The organism is Novosphingobium album (ex Hu et al. 2023) (assembly GCF_022832385.1).
GTDB classification, from domain to species: domain Bacteria; phylum Pseudomonadota; class Alphaproteobacteria; order Sphingomonadales; family Sphingomonadaceae; genus Novosphingobium; species Novosphingobium album.
On record NZ_JALHLE010000007.1, the window covers coordinates 195,898 to 210,144 of the forward strand.

Genomic DNA, 14,247 nt, shown 5'->3' on the forward strand with positions numbered 1-14,247 from the left:
ATGGGCTTCCCGCAAGTTCAGGCCCACATGTTCAGGCGACGACCTTGATATCCTCTTCGCCGGCCTCCCAGAAGCCCAGGCGTCCCTCTGACGGCTCCTCCGAGATGATCCACTTCACGATCCGCCGCATCGGCTCGATGCCGTCCTGCGGGCCGACAAGTCCCGGCCCGTTGAACACATAGCCGAGTTGCACGAACCGCTGCCCGCCGTGCAGCGCGCCCTTGTGACGCACCACTTCGCGCAAGCTTTCCGGCCAGATGCCCACCGTCTGGGTATAGGCATCGACCACGTCGAGCACTTCCTCCAGCGTATCGACCGGGATCAGGTTCACCGTGCGGTCGGCCAGATACTCCCAGAAGTCGACGCGGTCGGAAGTATGGCTGACGAGGACCGCGCCTTCGCCATGCTCGCCGCCGATCACGGTGTAGAAGTCCTCCGAGAAGCGCAGCGAATCCACGCTGGACTTGAGATCGGGATCATAACGCTTGGGTTTGGTGGTCAGCACTTCGGGCAGCATGAACATGGCCTCGTAGGCCTTCTGCCCCAGCGCCTTGAGCTTCTCTATCCCTTCGTCCTCGGTGCCGCACATCACATAAACCATGCGCGCCGAGGCGCAGGCGGTCTGGTTGCCGACCGAAAAGTCACAGGCGAGGCGCTTGGCCGTCTCTTCAATGGCGGCATCATCCTCCAGCGCTTCCGGCCCGATGATCGAGGCCGAGCGCTTGGGATCGAGGCTGATCAGCTCAATCCCCGGCTGGATATACCTGGTGACGTGCTTCACCGAAGCGAAGCCGCCCCAAGCGCAGATTTTCTCGATATTGTGCGGCTGATAGATCTGCGATTCCAGCGCTTCGTCCCCGCCGCGCCAGTAGGCGACGGCGAGGTGCCTGGTGATCGGATGGTCGGGCGCCATGTCCACCATCGTGCGGGCAATGGCGCCTGTGGTGAAGGGATCGTTCGAGGGCACCTTGATGATCGTGTCGCCGCGCGTCACCGCGCCGCGCAGCACGGTCAGTGCACCCAGCACCGGGCCATTACCCGCCACGATGTGCAACGTCCGCGCACCATAGGCCCGGATGCCCACTTTCGAGCCGTTGATCTCCTGCTCGACCCAGCGTTCGAGGTAGTCCACGCCAATATTGAAATCGACCATGCCGCGAATGCGCTCCTTGTCGAACATGAAGGGCATGTCGTGGAAGAAGTGATCCATGATCGGCGGCGTCGTCGGCGCCATCGCATAGGAATACTCGCGCACCTCGCGCAGGTAGTCGTTGCTGTTCACGTCCAGCCGGGCGCCGAGTTCGGCGAGGTAGTCGAGGATATCCTCGAAGCTCAGCTCGTAGAGGTCCTCCATCAGCCGGGGGGAGGCCAGCGGAATACGGTCCACGATCTTGTGCGGATCGGGCGCAAGGAACGTGATATCCCCGCCGCGTCCGCCGAATTCGATCAGGTCGCTCTCGATCACCTGCCCGCGCAGCACGGCGTAGGAAATGGGTCTGGTTGCCATCATGCGTAGATCCTTGAGTACTCCACCCCGCTCATCCTGAGCTTGTCGAAGGATGGGTTTGCGCCAGTGTGCTTCGACAAGCTCAGCACGAGCGGAACCAGTTTCAGCCCCCCCAGCCCGGTCAGGAAGTCCATGGCCTCGGCCTGCGCCTGCGGCGTGGCGGCGCACGAGATCTTGTCGTCCCCGCCCTGCAACTCGCTCACCCGGTTGATCTTCTTTTCCAGCGCGACCGAGGTGCGTCCGCACGAGCAGGTGTTGTCCCAGTCGATCGTGACGAGATCGCCGGTGATGAGCCCGCCCCAGGTCGAATCCTGCGTCATGTCGAAGAAGGCGGCACGCCCCGTCTGCCTGCCCTTGCGCGGCAGCGGCTGGCCGGTATCGAGATCGAGCTGGAACACGGTGACCCACGGCAGAACGTGATAGTGATCGTGCTCGCACAGGATCGAGAACGAGTTCATCTCGGTCATCCCATAGCCCGACGTCATCCGCTCGAACCCGAAGAAGCCGCAGATCACTTCCTCGAGATCATCCGGCAGCGGTACGCCCTTGGCGCCGCCCCCGCCCATCAGGACGGAGTCCGGCGAGAAGCTGGCCTTGATGCCTTCCTCGAGCCCCTTCTTCGCCACGGCATAGAACATGTTCGAGGTGCCCATGGCAAAGACGCGCTCTCCCTTGAGCTGCGTGACCATGCGGTTGATGAATTCCATCTGCCGGGCCGGGGCCTCTGCCTGAGACCTCTCCCATTCTTCGCGGCGGGCAAGCAGCGCGGGCGGCACGTCCACCTTGCTGGCATCGCCCTTGGCCGCTGCAGCCCGCAGGCGCGCGGCGAGCCACATCAGATCCGAGCTGATCTTGAAATCGAAGGCGGTGTGCAGCTTGCTGTCGTCGCCCTTGCAGAAGACCTCGCGGATGTATTTGGCGAAGGCCCCGGTCGAAGCATGTCCGTCCCGGTAGAGAGGCACGATCGCGTGCATGGTATCTTCGACGTCGCCGGGCCGGGGCGCCTCGCCGAACTTCTGCGCCAGCTGAACGCGCAGGCCCATCACCGAGACCTGATAGTCCTTCTTGGACTTGGGGAAGAAGGAGCAGGTGCCCGTCGAGCCGGATGACGTCGCGACGTCCAGCGGCGTTTCGTCGCGCAGCTTCACCAGCCAGGAATCGATGGAATCACAATCCGAAACGTCCACCTGAAGCGGATCATGGCGGGTCAGGCGCGAGAGCCAGGTATTGAGCTTGCCGAACTGCCCCTTGGCCAGCAGCGAGACCGGATAGGACTTGTAGATGTCATGCGGCAACAGCAGCGGCGCCATATCGTCGAGCAAGGCCAGCGTGCCGACGCCCTGCCCGTCCGCCAGCTTCTGCAGCACCTGTATCTGGCCCCGGCGCTCTTCCAGCCGCCGGTTCATCGCCGCCAGCTGCACCGCCTCGACATGCTCCCGCTCCAGCGAGTGGATGCGCGTGTTGTGGTGCCCGAAATGCCCGTAGGGGTCTTCCATCCAGGCTTCGGCTTCGCGTTCGACAGTCGCGTCATGCGGCGGCGCGGTAGTAGCCATCCCATCTCTCCCGATTGGCTCGCGGCCCTTTTCCGGACCTTGCGAGTCGGGACCATGCATCTGGGGTCAATTCAAATCAACCAATTGGTTGGTTGTTTCGCGCTGCGTCAATTGCTACCCCCCGGCAGGCAAGCCCGGAGAAGGACGAAACGATTGGCCAGCACTGCAAAGACCGCAGCAACCAAGACCGCACCGCGCAGGCGGCGGCACTACCTGCCCGCGGCGGAGAGGCGGCAGCAGATCATCGCGGCCGCGCAGGAAGTCTTCGCCCGCGCCAACCTAAAAGGCGCGCGCACCCGCGACATCGCCCGCGCCGCATCGGTCAACCAGGCCACGATCTTCGAGCACTTCCCCAGCAAGGAAGCCCTGTTCGAGGAAGCCGTGATCAAGCCGCTGATCGAGGCCATGCGCGGCATGCACGCCCGCAAGGAAGTCTACGAGCACGCCGCCGGTCCGGACGAGATCGCCATACTCGCCCGTTCCTCGGGCGAACGCCACCTCGCGGACATGGACCGCGTCTTCCCTCTGCTCGCCGCCGCACTCTTCAGCGATCCCGAACAGGGCAAGCAGCTTTATCTTGAACACATCGTGCCGCTGGTGCGGGCGCGCGGCGAAATTCTGGGCGGGCTTACCCGCGACGGGCTCGATCTCGACTTCGTGGGGCTGGCAATATTCGGCATCCAGATGGCCGTCGCGCTCGACCGACATTTCGGCGGCGGAATCGCGGGCGAGAGGAACGGCGATTTGACCGCAGTGGCAGAACAATTCACGCGCATGGCCACCGGCGGCTTCGCGCGTCAAAAGACCGACCCTGACGCAACGGTCGGCTGAACAATCCGCAGGGGAGAGAAATCAACATGGCTATACAACTCGATCACTATCGCCTGCTCGGCCGCTCGGGCCTGCGGGTCTCGCCGCTGGCGCTCGGAACAATGACCTTCGGGGTTGGCGAGGGGGCCTGGGGCAGTACCGAGGAGGAGGCCCAGGCCATGGTCGATCACTTCATCGACCGGGGCGGCAACTTCATCGACACTGCCGATTTCTACGGCCAGATGGGCGGATCCGAAGAGTGGCTTGGCCGCCTGGTCAAGGGCCGGCGCCATCCGCTTGTGATCTCCACCAAGTATTCGCTGACAACCCAGCCCGGCAATCCCAATGCCTCCGGCAATCACCGCAAGAACATGGTGCAGTCGGTCGAGGAAAGCCTGCGCCGGATGCAGACCGACTACATCGACCTGCTCTATCTCCACATGTGGGACTTCCGCACCCCTGTCGACGAGATCCTGCGCGCCTTCGATGACCTGGTGCGCACCGGTAAGGTGCTCTACATCGGCCTGTCGGATGCCCCCGCCTGGCAGGCGAGCCGCATGCAAGCCATCGCCGAACTGCGCGGCTGGACCCAGTTCTGCGCGCTGCAGATCCAGTACAGCCTTGTCGAGCGCACGGTCGAGCGCGAAATGATCCCGATGGCGCGCGAAATGGGCATGGGCGTTTCGCCCTGGGCGCCGCTGGGCCAAGGGGTACTCACCGGCAAGTATACCCGAGCCGACCTGGGCGAGGGCTCCATGGACGATATCGGATCGCGCAAGGCGATCAACGCCATGACCGGCAAGCTCAATGCCCGCAACCTGGACATCGCCGACGTGGTGGTGGACGTGGCGAAGGAAATCGGCTGCACCCCGGCGCAAGTCGCGCTGGCCTGGACGCTGGTCAATCCGGCCACCTGCTCACCGGTCGTGGGCGTGCGCACGCCCGCACAGCTTGAGGACAACCTCGGCGCGCTCGAAATAACGTTGACCGACGAGCACATCGAGCGCCTGGACGCCGTCAGCGCGGTCCCGAAAGTCTTCCCGATGGACGTCCTGACCGGCCCGGCCGAAGGCATGATGTTCGGCAACGTGACAGTCGCAAAGCGCGGCTAACCGAACAGCGTGTAAACCCGCGCGCTGAACAGCCACGTGCCCTCGCGGCGCTCGAAGCTGTCGTGATATTCGCCGAAGACTTCCTTGTCCGTCCCGTAGATCGGCGCGGCCATCATCGAATTTGCCGTGGCCCGCTCGCCTTCGACCTCGACCATCAGGTTATGGATGAGCGGGACCGGGTGCGGTCCGCCCTTCTGGCTCAGGAGGAAGGCGACCAGCGCCTGGGGGCTTTCGAAACGGCCGCGCACGGTAAACTCGGGCTTGTCGGGATGACCGGAACGCACTTCGAAGGTTCCCCCCGGCACGAACAGCGCGGCCACCTTCTCCTGCTCGTCGCGGCGCACGGCCCGTGCGTATTCGTGGACGAGATCAGCGATCGCGGCTTGCGCCTCCAGCCGGTCGAGACGGGCTTCCAGCACCGCGCTCACGCCATGCTGTCCCGCAGATCGCAGGCCGCCCGGATTGCGCCAAGGCGCGGCTCCATGCTTCGCCAGACGTGCTTGTGCGTGACCACGACGGCCTCGTCACTCTCGATGGCTGCGGCCACCATTTCGCCGACGTCATGCGGCGTGATGTCCGATTCCGGCATGGTCCCGGCGTACTGCCGGATTTCCCCGCCGACCTTGAGCGTGTTCTCTGCCAGATTGGTCGTGACATAGCCCGGACACAGCACGGTCACGCCTACACCATGCGGCGCCATTTCCTGCCGCAGCCCTTCGCTGAGGGCAGTGACGCCGAACTTGGCGACGGCATAGGCCCCCACGCCCGGCACGCTGGCCGTCAGGCCCGCCTGCGAGGAGGTATTGACGATATGCCCCTTGCCCCGCTCGCGCATGGCGGCAGCGAAGGTGAAGACGCCATTGGCAATGCCCACGAGATTGATCGCCAGAATGCGGTCGAAGCTGTCCGGATCCATGTCCGCGAATTCACGGCCATTGGGCGCAATGCCGGCATTGTTCACCAGCACATCGACGGGTCCGAAGGCTGCTTCCGCCTCGGCCTTTGCCTTCTGCCAGCCCTGCCGGTCGCGGGTATCAAGCACGATACCGCGCACCTTGCCGCCCTGTCGCGCGACGACCCGATCGAGCGTCTCGGCATCAATGTCGGCAATGGTAACGGACAGGCCCCGTCGAACCATCGCTTCAACGATACCTAATCCCAGGCCACTGGCGCCCCCGGTCACGAACGCGTGGCGTGCTTCGCTCAAATGCATGAATTCTCGCCTCTCCGGGCCGCTCGGTGCGGCATGTGGCGCCAATTTGAAGTAGCAAGCACTATCTTGCAATCGCTCTACGCCGCTTTCATGACGCGGGGACGATAAGATGGCAGACAAGGACGCCCGGAGATGACCGCAGATGAAGTGATCCAAGCCGCACGGGCGCAGACAGGACTCACCGAATTCGGCGATCCGGCCATCATCGAAGGCCTCGAAATCCTGCTCAAGTCGTACAGCGACGAAGCGCGCTACAGCGAACGCGGATCGCAGATGGCCCATGCCGATCTGGTCAAGTGGATGGCCATCCGCATGAAGATCGAGAACTGGCTCGCGAAGCACCCCGAACTGCTCGACGCGCCGATCGAAAAGCCGATGTTCGTGTTCGGCCTGCCGCGTACCGGCACAACGCTGGTAATCAACCTGCTCGCATCCGATCCCGCCCGCCGGCCATTCCTGCGCTGGGAATCACAAGATCCCGTGCCGCCGCCCATGCCCGAAGAACTTCACGCTGGCCCGCGCTGGGAAAAGACGGATCAGCAGACCAAGGCTGCGTTGCAGTACATGCCCCAGATCGCCGCGATCCACTTCGAGGAGGCAGACAGTCCGACCGAATGCCAGTTCCTGATGACGCCCTCGTTCTGCTCGCAGGTCTATGAATCGCAGGCGGACATCCCCGGCTACCGCGAATGGTTCCTGCACAAGGCCGACTATCTGCCCGCCTTCCGCTTTCACAAGCGTTACCTGCAGATGCTTCAGGCCAATGCCGGCGGGCGCTGGACGCTGAAGAATCCCTGGCACCCGCTCTATCTGCCCGCACTCAAGCAGGCCTATCCCGATGCCCAGTTAGTGATGACGCACCGCGATCCGGCCGACGTGCTGGGCTCGATCGGCAGTCTGATCGAGAATGTACGCAAGATATATTCGGATGACGTCGATCTCGAGACCATCGGCCGGCAATTCGTCGAAACGTTCCAGATCATGATCGAGCGACAGGACGCCTTCCGTGCCGAACACGGACGGGATTCGATCCTCGACGTGCAATATGCCGAGGTCATGAAGGACCCACTCGGTCAGGTCCGCGCGATCTACGACCACTTCGACGAGCCCTTTACCGCCGAAGCCGAAGCCGCGATGCAGGCCTACATGGACGCCAATCCCAAGGGCAAGCACGGCAAGCACGAATACTCACTGGAACGCTACGGACTCTCACGCGAAGGCGTGCACAAGACCTTTGCCGACTACATCGAGCGCTACCAGATTCCTGTGAAAGGCTGACCCATGATCCACCTCGGCGACCACTACGGGCAGCTCGTACAGATGAGCTACATTACGCGCGACATGGACGCGGCCGTCGCCCACACCGAGGCGGAAATGGGAATTTCCGGCCTCAGCCGTGGTGAAGCGGAAATCGAGGTGCTCTCCTACGGCCAGAAACGCCCGCTCATCGTCAAATCAGCCATTGCCAACCTCGGCACGCGCCAGTTCGAGATCATCCAGCCGGTTTCCGGCGCGATCGAAATCTATACCGACGCGGTCGATCTTTCCGGACATATCCTCAACTTCCACCACATCGGAATCGCCGTACCCGGCGCCTATTCCGAATGGGAACGACTGTTGCGCGAAGTCGAAACGAGCGGCGACGAATTCGCGTATCTCTTTCCGGCCATTCCCTCGCCGGATGACAAGCTGTGCTTCTGCTATGTCGACACCCGGCTCCGGCTCGGCCATTATACCGAGTATCTCTGGGCCGATCCGTCGCTTGCTGGCATTCCGGCGGCACCCTGGCTGACAACACCGCTTGGAACTTGAATGGCGCAATTGACTGATCTGGGCCGCTACCTGCCTGACACCCTGACACAGGCCGTGCTGCCGCATGCCCGCCATGTCCGGCTCAAGCCCAACCAGATCGTTATCGGCCATCAGGACGACAGCAGCGACGTTTTCGTCATCCTCGATGGTTCGCTTCGCGTCGAGCTTCTCTCGCAAAACGGGCGTGAAATTATCCTCGACGACCTTGGCCCCGGTGAAATCGTCGGAGATTTTGCCGCCCTGGACCAGCAGCCACGTTCCGCCACGGTCACCGCCATGACGTCAGCCGAGCTGGCCCGCATCCCCGGCAACGCATTCCGGCAGGCCGCTTTCGCCGATCCGGCTTCCGCCGAATGGCTGACACTGCGCCTGCTGAAAATCCTGCGCAGCCTCAACGAACGCGTTTTCGAACTGAACGCTCTGGCCGTGCGCAGCCGCCTGCATTGCGAACTGTTGCGGCTGGCACTCGATACGGGCGTTGACGGCAACGAAGTGACCATCTCGCCCTCGCCCACCCATGCCGAGCTCGCCAGCCGCATAGGCACCCACCGCGAGGCCGTGACCCGCGAACTGAGCTACCTGACCGAGCAGCGCATCACCGCCACGACCGGCCGCAAGCTGACGGTCTGCGACGTCGCGCGGCTTGCAGAAATCGTCCGTGCTGCCGCCGGCGAAGTCGAACTGATCCAGCGGGCGAACCGGGCGGGTATCGGCCGCGGCACCGCCTGACCGCAGGCCGACCGGCGGCCGGACCGCCAGCGCCATGTGCGAAAACTCACATCGGCCGGGTGATCTGGCGCACCGCCGTCCCAACGCATCCAGGGCAAACAGAGCCTGTCCGGGGGCTAGCGACCCCGCTTCCGGACAGCCGGAAGGCACTGGGCACCCGTTAGCGATCTTCGGGTGCCGCAGCCTGACGGTTCCACTCGCACACTGTGGCGGCAGCCTCACCGGCCCTGGCCGGATCTTCCCTGCAGGCTGCCGTCACCCTTTGCCGGCTTTCCCTATACTTCTACGTGACAGCTCAGAAAGAGCGAGACATCATCAGGCTGACCGTCAGCGGCCTCTGCGGCGTGTACTGCGGCATCGTACGGTAACGGAACGGGTTGCCGAACGCGAAAGTGTTGTTCTTGTCCGCGAACAGGTTCTGCGCCTGCAGTCCGAGGTCCCACGGGCCCAGCGCGGCATGAACTTCCAGCGTGCTTTCCAGAAGCTTGCCCATCTGACGGTCCAACTCGGTGTCGAAGCTCATGCGCGAAGGGCCGATATAGCGTAGGCTCGCCCGCACCCAGGCATCGGCGGTCCCGATCGCGAAATCGTGCCGCACCGCGCCCCGAACCGTGTACTCGGGCACGACAGGCAGATGCCGGTCGTGCACTTCATATCCCAGCGCGCTGCGCGTCAGCAGGGCACTTGTGTAATTGGCGCCTGCATCGATCCGCCAGCCGGGTGCCAGCACGATACCTGCCGATCCCTCCACCCCGATGATCCTCGCGACTCCGGCATTGGTGGTCTCGATCAGGCCACTGGCGTCCAGTACGTCAGACTGGACATCCTCCCAGCGGGTGTACCACGCACTCAGTTCAAGGTGCCCGCCACCCGGCAGCCGTTCGCGCCAGCCCGCCTCGATAGAGGCCAGTTCGTCGCCTTTCAGCGTCTCGATGGTACCGTTGTCGGTGATGTCAGACCCGCCCTGCCGGAAAGCCGAACCATAGCGCAGGTAGATCAGCCGGCTCGCATTGGGCTGCCAGGCGACAGCCAGGCTCGGCGTCATGCCCGTCTTGTGCTGCCCGCGCGTGACCCGTTCCGACGCCACCAGTCGCGTTTCGCGCACCGATGAGGCGAACAGGCGCGCACCGCCATCGAGCGACAAAGTCGACGTAACCGGCAACGTGAGGTTGAAATAGGCCGCGGTATCATGACTAAGGCGCTGATCATCGTCGGCGATCAGCTGATCCGACGCCCCTTCAAGCGTCGCGACAAGTTCCTGGCGCGCTTCGAGATGGGAAAGCCCGGCAAGCCAGTTCAGCGATCCCAGCCGTCCGCGCAGGCGCAGGTCGTTGTCCCAGACCCGAAAGGTCCTCTCGTTGAGCAGCGTCTGCGGACCGGACAGGCCCAGACTCTCCGCCCCGATCGTGGCATCGAGAAGGTCGTTCACGTCATGCCATGTCATCGCGACGGCCAGCATCGCGTCGATGTTCCCGAAACCGCCGCTCAGCCGTCCGGCGAGATGCCGCAAGTCGTTGTCATGCGGCTCCGCGATCTGATCCGGACGCGAATAGCTGCCAGCAGTATAGACGTAGCCACTGTCCTTCGCGCCCAGCCACTGACCGAAGCCGGTCAGGTCCAGCCGCCATCCTGACGCGGGAACAAGACTGGCCATGACGCGCAGGCCGCTGACGTGGGTGGAGTTGCTGTCTTTCCGGGCTCCGGTATCTATCCAGCCCGGCTCTTTCGATTGATAGCCAACCACGCGCAGCCCTGCCGTTCCCCGGATCAGCGGCAGGTTGGCCACTGCCGCCCCCTCATAACCGACATCGCCATGCATCACGGCGCTGCCGCCGCCGGAAAGCGTCAGGCTGGCATCATTCAGATCCACCTGATGCGCGACGAGCCGGTAGATCCCGCCCAGTGCGCCGGTACCGTAGAGCGAACCTTGCGGGCCCTTGAGCACCTCCACCCGCTCGATATCGACAAGCCGGATGTCGGGGTCCGGTGCGGAATAGGTGAGGCGGGACTCGTCGAGCACGACCGCCACCGTCGACTGGCTTTCGCCGCTGAAGGCGCTGTCGGCGATGCCGCGCAGGAACATGCGATTGCGGCCCGCCCCCAGCGACGTGAGCGCCAGGCCTTCGAGCTGGGAGGAAATGGTGGCACTGGCGCTGCCGGGATCATGCTTCTGGGAATCGGTCAGCTGGGCCACCGACACGGCGGCGGGCAGCGACAACAAGTCCAGTGGCTGCTTGGTCGCCGTGACAAGAATCGGAACCGGCGTTGCTTCGGGAGGCGGCAGGTTCGCAACGGGCGGCGCGACCGTGACCGGCACGCGTTCGATCCGCCATGCCGTCTCGCCAACCTGCCGGGCAATATAGCCGGTTCCGGCCAGCAAGCGCCGCAAGGCTTCGCCAATGGTCATGGCGCCATGGACACGGGAGGTGTGGACTTGTGGAAGCCCGCCCTCGGTACCGATCGAGACTTGCGCCTCGCGCGCCAGTTCGGCGATCGCGTCGGTCAGCGATCCGGCACTGACATCGATATGCTGGCGCCTGCTGGCGCGAGCCTCAGCGGGCGGGCTGCTCCAGACGCCAAGCCCCAGCACGACCGCCGAGACGCAGGCCCATGACCTGCGCAAGATCACGGAGTGCCGTATCGCCATCGCCGATTACCAGGGTCCCCGAAAACCGCCGGTCGCTGAGCGCGTCCGGCACCGCCACTTCGGCCCCCGCATAGCGGCGCAGATCGGTCACGACCAGAGCCAAAGGCGCATTATCATAAGACAAACGGCCTTTCTGCCAGGCACCGACATCCTCGGACCGCACCGCCGCCACACTCGCCGTGCCGGCACGGCCATCGAACGACAGCCCCTTGCCGGCCACCAGCTGCACCGGCGCAGCGAGGCTTCCGGAACGGACTTCCACCTTGCCTTCAACGACCCCGACACGGACAAGTTTATCCTGCGCCTGCACGTCGAAACGGGTACCGATGTCGCTGATATCGAGACCCCCGGCGGTAATCGTGAGCTGACGGTCGGGATCGTGGCGGATGTCGAACAGCGCTCCGCCGGAAAGGGCCATGTGATCCTGATGCCGGCCTTCCACCGTGAGATTGCTGCGCGGCGCGAGGACGATCGTCGATCCGTCCTCCAGCGCGATCTTCCGTGACACGGCCGTGGTTTCGTAAACCTGTGCGGCAGGCGCCATGAATTGCGGGACGGCAAGCACAGCCGCCAGCGTCGCTGCAATGGCCATGCCGGCCCAGCGCGTGCGCTTTCCGAACGCCGGACGGACAATCTCCGCACCTCCGCCAGCGGGACCGGGGGCCGTATCACGGGACAGCGCATCGTTGACGGCAGTCAGCGGCACCACCTTGCCAGCGGTGTCCGGCGCCGAATCCTGCAAGGTTGCGCGATGCTCCTGCAAGACGCCGTCAGCCAGTGCGACTTCATCGTAGGCCGCGCTGTGGCGGGGATCGGCCTCCAGCCAGATCGTGAAGGCATCCCAGTCCATGGCGTCGTCCCCGCTGGCGATGTGCCAGCGAGCCGCCTCGGCCAGAATTTGATCGTTCACGCTCGTCATCGTCCCTGTTCCATGCGCGGTTTACCTCCGCCTTGCTCCCCGTGCTCCTCAGACGCCACCGCGCCGAAAGCTCCACAGTCGGCAAGCGCCTGTCGCAAGCGCTTCATCGCCAGTGCCAGGTGTTTTTCCACGCCACTTCTGCTTATCCCCATGATCTCGGCTATTTCTTTCTGCCCGATGTCCTCGAAGCGATAGAGCCGCAAGGCCCGCTGCGCGCCCTCGGGAAGCGAGGCGATGGCATCGCGCAGGACTTCAGCCTCCTGTTCGCGGGCCAGGATCTCGTCCGCCGGCTCGCCCGGATCGGCCCGGTCCTCGGGCATGTGCGCCACGCCGCCGCCCTCGACCTCCAGCCACACTCGTTCGCGCTGCATCGACCGCCGGCGGCCGCGGGCCCGGTCGAGCACGAGGTTGTTCGCCATCCGAAAGAGATAGGCGCGCCCGTTGGTGATTGGGCCGGTCGCCTGTCCGGATACCTTGATCCACATTTCCTGAAGCACGTCCTCGGCATCGTCTGCCGAACCGCATCGTGCCGTAAGGAAGCGCATGAGCTCGGGACGATGCACATCCAGCAATCGCACCAGCCCGTTCGCATCCCCGTATTCCCCAGACTCCATCCTCCAGCGCGCTCCCGGCGATTGAGACCGCAAACAGGCATGCGGTCTAGCGCCGGCCACAGGCAATCACCCCCCTGACCGAGCGCGTAATCGCCACTTCATGCACCTTGCCGCGTTCGCAGGCAAACCCTGAGGCAACAAGCGCGTCGTGCAGCGCATCGGCGTCATAAAGGCGGTGCAACCCTTCGCGGGCGAAGGACCAGCCGGCCATGCTGTCCCGGTCGGTCACATAGGCCACCAGCCGTCCGCCCGGCCGCAGCACGCGGTGGAGGGAACGAAGCATCCCGTTTCCCGCGTCGTTGAAGTAGAGTACGTTGAGCGCCAGTACCGCATCGAAGCTGGCATCGTCGAAGGGCAGATCTTCCAACGAGGCCTGGGCACAGGTAACTTTCGATCCCAGCTTGCGCCGCGCGGCCAACAGCATCGTTTCCGAAGCGTCCACCCCGGTTACACGGCACGGTGCGCGCACCAGCATCTCCGCCATGGCCGCCCCCGTGCCGCAACCCGCGTCAAGGATCGCCTCTCCCGGCGCGGGCGCCAGCATGTCGACCGCGAGGCTGAGCGGCCTGCGGTTGACCACATCCATGGCACTTCCGAGCACGCGCCCGGCCATGCCGCTCGGGTGCGCAAGCTGCTGCGCCAGCTGCCGGGCGAACGTCATAGGCGGTGCGAAACCTCAGCCGGCCTTGGCAAGCAGAGCCGTCACTTCACGGCGGCGTCCGGCGTCCCACACCGGGCGCGCAGGATCGTGCGGTGCCCGCAAAGCCTTCTGCAGGTGCGCCTTCGCACCGGCCTTGTCGCCCTGCTCCAGCAGGTAGTCGCCGTAGAAATAGTTGGCATCGAGCCCGTCGGGATCCTGCGCGAGCGCCTGCTTGAGCAGCTTGCCCGCCTTGTCATCGTCCCCCCAGGCCAGTGGCGAACCGGGAACCTTGAAGTACAGCACACCCAGACTCATTGCCCCGCCGCCTTCGGCTGCCCTCGGGTCGATCGAATAGGCCTTTTCGAGAATGTCGCGCGCCTTGGTCGCAAGGCCCAGCTTGTGGAAGAAGTTGGCGCGGTTCGCCTGTTCACTGACGATGATGCCCTGCCACACCAGCGGCTCGGCCTTGCCGGGATAGCGTGCGACCACGGTCGCAGCCTGTTTCGCCAGGTTGTCCAGCGCCTTGGTCTGGGTGCTGGAACCCTTGACCTCGTAAGAAATATGCGCCCAGCCATCGTTCACGGCCTTCACATCACTGGCCATGTCGGCAAGGGCCAGCGCAGGCATGGCGACGACAAGGACGGGTGCCAGGACACTGCCCAGCAGAACACGCTTGATCATGGAAATCGTC

At 64.3% G+C, this 14,247-nt stretch carries 14 protein-coding genes; 5 read left to right on the top strand and 9 right to left on the bottom strand.

Annotated elements, in window-relative coordinates; genetic code table 11:
• Positions 1–31: 31 nt before the first annotated feature.
• Together MTR64_RS06855 and MTR64_RS06860 are read right to left on the bottom strand one after the other, a co-directional pair.
• Complete coding sequence (locus MTR64_RS06855; RefSeq protein WP_243992149.1) at positions 32–1,507, bottom strand: acyl-CoA reductase; 1,476 nt, start codon at positions 1,505–1,507, stop codon at positions 32–34.
• A complete protein-coding gene (locus tag MTR64_RS06860; RefSeq protein WP_243992151.1) occupies positions 1,507–3,060 on the bottom strand; it encodes a hypothetical protein in 1,554 nt (517 codons plus the stop codon). Before MTR64_RS06860 ends, MTR64_RS06855 begins: the two co-directional genes overlap by 1 nt.
• A 153-nt stretch (positions 3,061–3,213) precedes the next feature.
• Here MTR64_RS06860 and MTR64_RS06865 point away from each other — a divergent pair, with 153 nt between their 5' ends.
• Both MTR64_RS06865 and MTR64_RS06870 read left to right on the top strand, forming a co-directional pair.
• Entirely contained in the window at positions 3,214–3,891 is a 678-nt protein-coding gene (locus tag MTR64_RS06865) for a TetR/AcrR family transcriptional regulator (RefSeq protein ID WP_243992153.1), read from the top strand.
• A gap of 26 nt (positions 3,892–3,917) precedes the next feature.
• Positions 3,918–4,982 carry an aldo/keto reductase gene (locus MTR64_RS06870; RefSeq protein WP_243992155.1) on the top strand — a complete coding sequence of 355 codons (1,065 nt, stop codon included), beginning with the start codon at positions 3,918–3,920 and terminating at the stop codon, positions 4,980–4,982.
• Here the strand turns inward: MTR64_RS06870 and MTR64_RS06875 are convergent.
• Both MTR64_RS06875 and MTR64_RS06880 read right to left on the bottom strand, forming a co-directional pair.
• On the bottom strand, positions 4,979–5,410 hold the full coding sequence (locus MTR64_RS06875; RefSeq protein ID WP_243992157.1) for a nuclear transport factor 2 family protein: 432 nt from the start codon (positions 5,408–5,410) through the stop codon (positions 4,979–4,981). The genes MTR64_RS06870 and MTR64_RS06875 overlap by 4 nt on opposite strands.
• The gene (locus MTR64_RS06880) at positions 5,407–6,195 is read right to left on the bottom strand and encodes an SDR family oxidoreductase (protein ID WP_243992159.1); all 789 of its coding nucleotides are present in this window, start codon (positions 6,193–6,195) and stop codon (positions 5,407–5,409) included. The genes MTR64_RS06875 and MTR64_RS06880 overlap by 4 nt, the downstream gene beginning before the upstream one ends.
• A gap of 132 nt (positions 6,196–6,327) precedes the next feature.
• Here MTR64_RS06880 and MTR64_RS06885 point away from each other — a divergent pair, with 132 nt between their 5' ends.
• The 3 genes from MTR64_RS06885 to MTR64_RS06895 are packed head-to-tail and all read left to right on the top strand — an operon-like array spanning position 6,328 to position 8,736.
• Positions 6,328–7,473 (top strand): sulfotransferase family protein, encoded by a 1,146-nt coding sequence (locus MTR64_RS06885; RefSeq protein WP_243992161.1) that lies wholly within the window; start codon positions 6,328–6,330, stop codon positions 7,471–7,473.
• 3 nt (positions 7,474–7,476) lie between these two features.
• Positions 7,477–8,007 carry a hypothetical protein gene (locus MTR64_RS06890; RefSeq protein WP_243992163.1) on the top strand — a complete coding sequence of 177 codons (531 nt, stop codon included), beginning with the start codon at positions 7,477–7,479 and terminating at the stop codon, positions 8,005–8,007.
• Positions 8,008–8,736 (top strand): Crp/Fnr family transcriptional regulator, encoded by a 729-nt coding sequence (locus tag MTR64_RS06895; RefSeq protein ID WP_243992165.1) that lies wholly within the window; start codon positions 8,008–8,010, stop codon positions 8,734–8,736.
• Between the two features lie 295 nt (positions 8,737–9,031).
• Here the strand turns inward: MTR64_RS06895 and MTR64_RS06900 are convergent, their stop codons facing one another.
• The 5 genes from MTR64_RS06900 to MTR64_RS06920 are packed head-to-tail and all read right to left on the bottom strand — an operon-like array spanning position 9,032 to position 14,237.
• Entirely contained in the window at positions 9,032–11,365 is a 2,334-nt protein-coding gene (locus MTR64_RS06900; RefSeq protein WP_419144921.1) for a TonB-dependent receptor domain-containing protein, read from the bottom strand.
• A complete protein-coding gene (locus tag MTR64_RS21460; RefSeq protein WP_243992169.1) occupies positions 11,289–12,293 on the bottom strand; it encodes a FecR family protein in 1,005 nt (334 codons plus the stop codon). Before MTR64_RS21460 ends, MTR64_RS06900 begins: the two co-directional genes overlap by 77 nt.
• A gap of 5 nt (positions 12,294–12,298) precedes the next feature.
• Entirely contained in the window at positions 12,299–12,916 is a 618-nt protein-coding gene (locus MTR64_RS06910) for an RNA polymerase sigma factor (RefSeq protein ID WP_243992171.1), read from the bottom strand.
• A gap of 46 nt (positions 12,917–12,962) precedes the next feature.
• Positions 12,963–13,577, bottom strand: a complete 615-nt coding sequence (locus MTR64_RS06915) for a class I SAM-dependent methyltransferase (RefSeq protein WP_243992173.1) — start codon at positions 13,575–13,577, stop codon at positions 12,963–12,965.
• A 15-nt stretch (positions 13,578–13,592) separates the two neighbouring features.
• Positions 13,593–14,237: a tetratricopeptide repeat protein gene (locus MTR64_RS06920; RefSeq protein ID WP_243992175.1), complete on the bottom strand. Its 645-nt coding sequence runs from the start codon at positions 14,235–14,237 to the stop codon at positions 13,593–13,595.
• Positions 14,238–14,247 lie beyond the last annotated feature (10 nt).

Coding starts and splice junctions, on each gene's coding strand:
- MTR64_RS06855 (WP_243992149.1), bottom strand. CDS start 1,507: ATGGCAACCAGACCCATTTCCTACGCCGTGCTGCGCGGGCAGGTGATC.
- MTR64_RS06860 (WP_243992151.1), bottom strand. CDS start 3,060: ATGGCTACTACCGCGCCGCCGCATGACGCGACTGTCGAACGCGAAGCC.
- MTR64_RS06870 (WP_243992155.1), top strand. CDS start 3,918: ATGGCTATACAACTCGATCACTATCGCCTGCTCGGCCGCTCGGGCCTG.
- MTR64_RS06880 (WP_243992159.1), bottom strand. CDS start 6,195: ATGCATTTGAGCGAAGCACGCCACGCGTTCGTGACCGGGGGCGCCAGT.
- MTR64_RS06885 (WP_243992161.1), top strand. CDS start 6,328: ATGACCGCAGATGAAGTGATCCAAGCCGCACGGGCGCAGACAGGACTC.
- MTR64_RS06890 (WP_243992163.1), top strand. CDS start 7,477: ATGATCCACCTCGGCGACCACTACGGGCAGCTCGTACAGATGAGCTAC.
- MTR64_RS06895 (WP_243992165.1), top strand. CDS start 8,008: ATGGCGCAATTGACTGATCTGGGCCGCTACCTGCCTGACACCCTGACA.
- MTR64_RS06910 (WP_243992171.1), bottom strand. CDS start 12,916: ATGGAGTCTGGGGAATACGGGGATGCGAACGGGCTGGTGCGATTGCTG.
- MTR64_RS06915 (WP_243992173.1), bottom strand. CDS start 13,577: ATGACGTTCGCCCGGCAGCTGGCGCAGCAGCTTGCGCACCCGAGCGGC.
- MTR64_RS06920 (WP_243992175.1), bottom strand. CDS start 14,237: ATGATCAAGCGTGTTCTGCTGGGCAGTGTCCTGGCACCCGTCCTTGTC.